We start from the raw sequence: 3,850 nt of genomic DNA on the forward strand, positions 1-3,850 counted from the left end.
GGGCCTTCTGGCTGGGCGGCGGGGTCACCAGGCTGACCAGAACGATCACCGCAAAGCCGACCGGCACGCCAAAAAGGCCGGCCGAAATCGGCTCTATGCCCCACCACAGTTGGACAGGGGAGGTGATGCCAAAGGTGGCGCGCAGCCAGGGCTGGGTGGTGAACATGTAATAAGACGTCACACCCAGGCCCGCCATCATGCCCAGCACGGCGGCAGTGCCGGTGGCGCGCTTCCAGAAAATGCCCAGGCTGAGGGCCGGGAAAAACGAGGCCGCCGCAAAAGAAAACGCGGCCGACACCAGAAACAGGATGTCAGCCGGCTTTTGCGCCGCCACATAGGCCGCCAGCAAGGCCACAACCAGCAGCAAAATCTTGGACACCGTGACCCGGCTCACGGTGGATGCGTTGGGGTCAATCATCTTGTAATACAGGTCATGGCCCAGCGCATTGGCAATCGTCAGCAGCAAGCCATCTGCGGTGGACAGCGCGGCGGCCAGCCCGCCGGCCGCCACCAGCCCCGAAATCACGTAGGGCAGCCCGGCCAGCTCGGGTGTCAGCAGCACAATGATGTCGCCGCCTATCGTCATTTCATTGAGTTGCAGGATGTTGTCCCGGTTGATATCGACCACCGACAGCAGCGCCGGGTCGATGCGGCTCCAGGCATTGACCCAGGCTGGCAACCGGTCGAATGGCATGCCGACCAGCACCGTGAAGACTTCGTACTTCACCAGCACGGCCAGCGCCGGTGCCGTGAAGTAAAGCAGAAAGATGAAAAACAGCGACCAGGTCACTGACTGGCGCGCCTCCCGCACGCTGGCCACGGTGTAGTAGCGCATCAGGATGTGCGGCAAGGCGGCGGTACCCACCATGAGGCAAAAAACCAGCGCCAGAAAATTGCGGCGTGAGGTGTCGTACAGCTCTTTTTCCTGCGGCGTGCCGTCGGGGTCGCCTGAAAACTGGGTAGCATGCGCCGGCATGCCGTTGAGCGGTTGGGTTTTGATGTCTGCCGCCGCCCGGGCGGCCGTCCAGGCCTTGATCGCCGCCGTCTCGTCCCTGGGCATGCTGGCCAGCGTCTTGCCGGCAGAAGAGATTGCGGCCACCGAGGCGTTGCCGCCCTTGAGCGTATCCATTCTTCGGGTGGCGGCCAGCTTGTCGGCGGCCAGCGATGCGGCTGGGTGCTGGAGCTTGTCGCTCAGTGCCTGCGACTGCTGCCTGAACAGCTCGCGGACCTGCAGCTCCTTGGGGTCGGTGGTCAGCGCCTTTTCCTTGGCGGTGACCTGCTCCAGCTGATAGCCATACACCAGTTGCGGCACCGGCACCCCGGTTTGCTTGACCGACAGCCAGACCACCGGGATCATGTAGGCGATCACCAAAATAATGTACTGGGCCACCTGGGTCCAGGTCACGGCGCGCATGCCCCCCAGAAACGAGCACACCAGGATGCCGCCCAGGCCCAGAAAAATCCCGAGTTCAAAGGCCACCCCGGTCAGGTAAGAGGTGATCAGTCCCACGCCATAAATCTGGGCCACCAGGTAGGTGAAGGAGCACAGAATGGCGGCAGCCAGACCAATGAGGCGGGGCAGGTTTCCGCCGTAACGCTCGCCCAGAAAATCGGGAACGGTGAACTGGCCAAACTTGCGCAGGTAGGGCGCCAGCACCAGCGCGACCAGGCAGTAGCCGCCGGTCCAGCCCATGATGAAGGCCAGGCCGCTGTAACCGGTGAGGTAAAGCGTGCCGGCCAGGCCGATGAAGGAAGCCGCCGACATCCAGTCAGCCCCGGTGGCCATGCCGTTGTAGATGGCCGGGACGCGGCGGCCCGCCACGTAATACTCGGACGCATCGGTGGTGCGGCTCATGATCCCGATGCCCGCATACAGCGCGATAGTGGCCAGCAGAAACGAAAAGCCAATCCACTGGCGCGGCAGGCCCAGGCGCTCCAGCCCGGCCAGCACCGCCACAAACAGCACCAGACCCAGCGTGTACCAGCGGTACACCCGGTCCAGCTGGGCCTTGAACTGCCTTCTGGAGAGCCTTGCCCCCTCGCGAAATCCAAAAAACCCGGCCATGGCTAGTCGTCCTCGTCCGCGACGTCATGCTCGATATCGAGCCGGTTCATGTACCAGGCATAAAACCCGATGATCAGGCAATACACCAGCGAAGCGCCCTGCGCGCCCATCCAGAAACTGAAGGGCCAGCCGAAAAAGCTGAAGTTCAGCGCCCGGGCAAAATAGCTCACGCCAAAGCTCACAAAGAACCAGACCAGCAGCAGCAAGCCGATGACGATGAGATTCTTGCGCCAGTAGCGGCGGTGGTTGTCAGTGGGTTGCATCGCACACCGCGCCTGTGGCTGTGACCCGGTTCAGGCCGGTTTCGCTTTCCAGCTGCGCCGCCACCCTGGGCTCGAAGCGGCGCAGGTGTTCAAGCAGCTTCCGGGCTTCTTCAGGCTGGCCCAGCGCCAGCCGCACTTGCACCATGCGGTACCAGCCATGAGGACTCAGCGGCTGCAGTGCCGTGTTTTGCTTCAGGGCCTCCAGCGCCTGCAAAAACTGGCGATGCTGCATCAGCACCAGTGCCAGCCCATACCAGGCCCGGTCCAGCCGCGCATCGCGCGCCAACGCGTAAAGAAACGCCGTGCCTGCTTCGTCATGGCGGCCGGCGCGCTGCAGCACAAAGCCGAGGTTGAACCACCCGGCTGCCTCCCGCGGCCAAGCCGTCGTGAACTGCTGCAGGCTGGCGATGGCGGCGTCGTACCGGGCCATTTTTGCCAGCACATGGGCGCGGCTGGCCAGGGCATGGCGGTCGAGCGGCCGGCGCTGCAGCAGGCGGTCGAAACAGGCCAGTGCGGCCTGGTCCCGCCCCACGGTCAGACACAGCACGGCCCGCCATTTCAACATGTGGTGTTGGATAGCCCGAATCACTTGCACAAGGCCACGCCAATTTGCAGGCAGATGCTGACCTTGGCAATGGCCGCCGCGCCCCACATCAGCAGCAAAACCAGAAAAACCACCAGCGGCAGGTGGCGCTCCAGCACCAGCGGCGGCGTGATCCAGCGCGCGGCGCGCACCCAGGGCCGGCCCACCAATTGCAGGACGCGGTAAACCGGGTTGCTGCCCCGGGCCGAACCTGCCAGCAGGCCCACGACCCATTGCCCCAGCAGCGCCAGCAAGGCGATTTCGGCGAGCAGTTTCACGGTGACAACGAAGGTAAGCATGGCAGTTGGAGGCAGTGCCCTTGATTGTCATGGCAGGCACCGCCAGTTTTTTGCCGCGCCGGCCCGGACGGCTCCGGGTTTTCCCTCGCCCGCAGCCAACAAGCCCAACTCAGCTTGCCAGGCGCTTCCAGGTGTCGATCACCGTATCGGGATTGAGCGAGATCGAGCCTATGCCCTGGTCCTTGAGCCACTGGGCAAAGTCGGGATGGTCGCTCGGGCCCTGGCCGCAGATGCCCACATACTTGCCCTGGCGCTTGCAGGCGGCAATCGCCATGCTCAGCAGCGCTTTCACCGCCGGGTCGCGCTCGTCAAAGTCCTTGGCCAGCACCTCCAGGCCCGAGTCGCGGTCCAGGCCCAGGGTCAACTGGGTCAGGTCGTTCGAGCCAATGGAAAAACCGTCAAAGTATTCGAGGAACTGATCCGCCAGCACGGCGTTGCTGGGCACTTCGCACATCATGATGAGGCGCAGGCCACCCGCGCCTGTGGCGGCATCCGCCCCATCGCCGCGCTTCAGGCCATGCTGGGCCAGCAGCTCGGTCACGGCCTTGGCTTGGCCCAGCGTGCGCACAAACGGCACCATCACTTCGACATTGCTAAGGCCCATGTCGTTGCGCACGCGCTTGAGCGCTTCGCATTCCAT

Annotated in this window: 5 protein-coding genes; all 5 read right to left on the bottom strand. The window is 64.0% G+C overall.

Going from position 1 to position 3,850, the window contains the following annotated elements; translation table 11 throughout:
* A partial coding sequence (locus RMO23_RS12730) for a sodium:solute symporter family protein (RefSeq protein ID WP_309682031.1) occupies positions 1 to 2,065 on the bottom strand: 2,065 nt, incomplete at its 3' end.
* Between the two features lie 2 nt (positions 2,066 to 2,067).
* Positions 2,068 to 2,328, bottom strand: coding sequence for a DUF4212 domain-containing protein (locus RMO23_RS12735; protein WP_309682033.1), 261 nt, complete (start codon positions 2,326 to 2,328; stop codon positions 2,068 to 2,070).
* Positions 2,315 to 2,893, bottom strand: a complete 579-nt coding sequence (locus RMO23_RS12740; protein WP_309682035.1) for a tetratricopeptide repeat protein — start codon at positions 2,891 to 2,893, stop codon at positions 2,315 to 2,317. Before RMO23_RS12740 ends, RMO23_RS12735 begins: the two co-directional genes overlap by 14 nt.
* A 20-nt stretch (positions 2,894 to 2,913) precedes the next feature.
* Complete coding sequence (locus RMO23_RS12745) at positions 2,914 to 3,210, bottom strand: hypothetical protein (protein WP_309682037.1); 297 nt, start codon at positions 3,208 to 3,210, stop codon at positions 2,914 to 2,916.
* A 109-nt stretch (positions 3,211 to 3,319) separates the two neighbouring features.
* Positions 3,320 to 3,850 (bottom strand): putative PEP-binding protein (locus RMO23_RS12750; RefSeq protein WP_309682038.1); only part of this gene is annotated, 531 nt, incomplete at its 5' end.

The sequence above is a fragment of the Polaromonas sp. genome (assembly GCF_031411155.1).
Taxonomy (GTDB): Bacteria; Pseudomonadota; Gammaproteobacteria; order Burkholderiales; family Burkholderiaceae_C; genus Polaromonas.

What these genes read in the sequence shown, in the direction of transcription:
- RMO23_RS12735 (WP_309682033.1), bottom strand. Translation starts at nt 2,328, where the DNA reads ATGCAACCCACTGACAACCACCGCCGCTACTGGCGCAAGAATCTCATC.
- RMO23_RS12740 (WP_309682035.1), bottom strand. Translation starts at nt 2,893, where the DNA reads ATGTTGAAATGGCGGGCCGTGCTGTGTCTGACCGTGGGGCGGGACCAG.
- RMO23_RS12745 (WP_309682037.1), bottom strand. Translation starts at nt 3,210, where the DNA reads ATGCTTACCTTCGTTGTCACCGTGAAACTGCTCGCCGAAATCGCCTTG.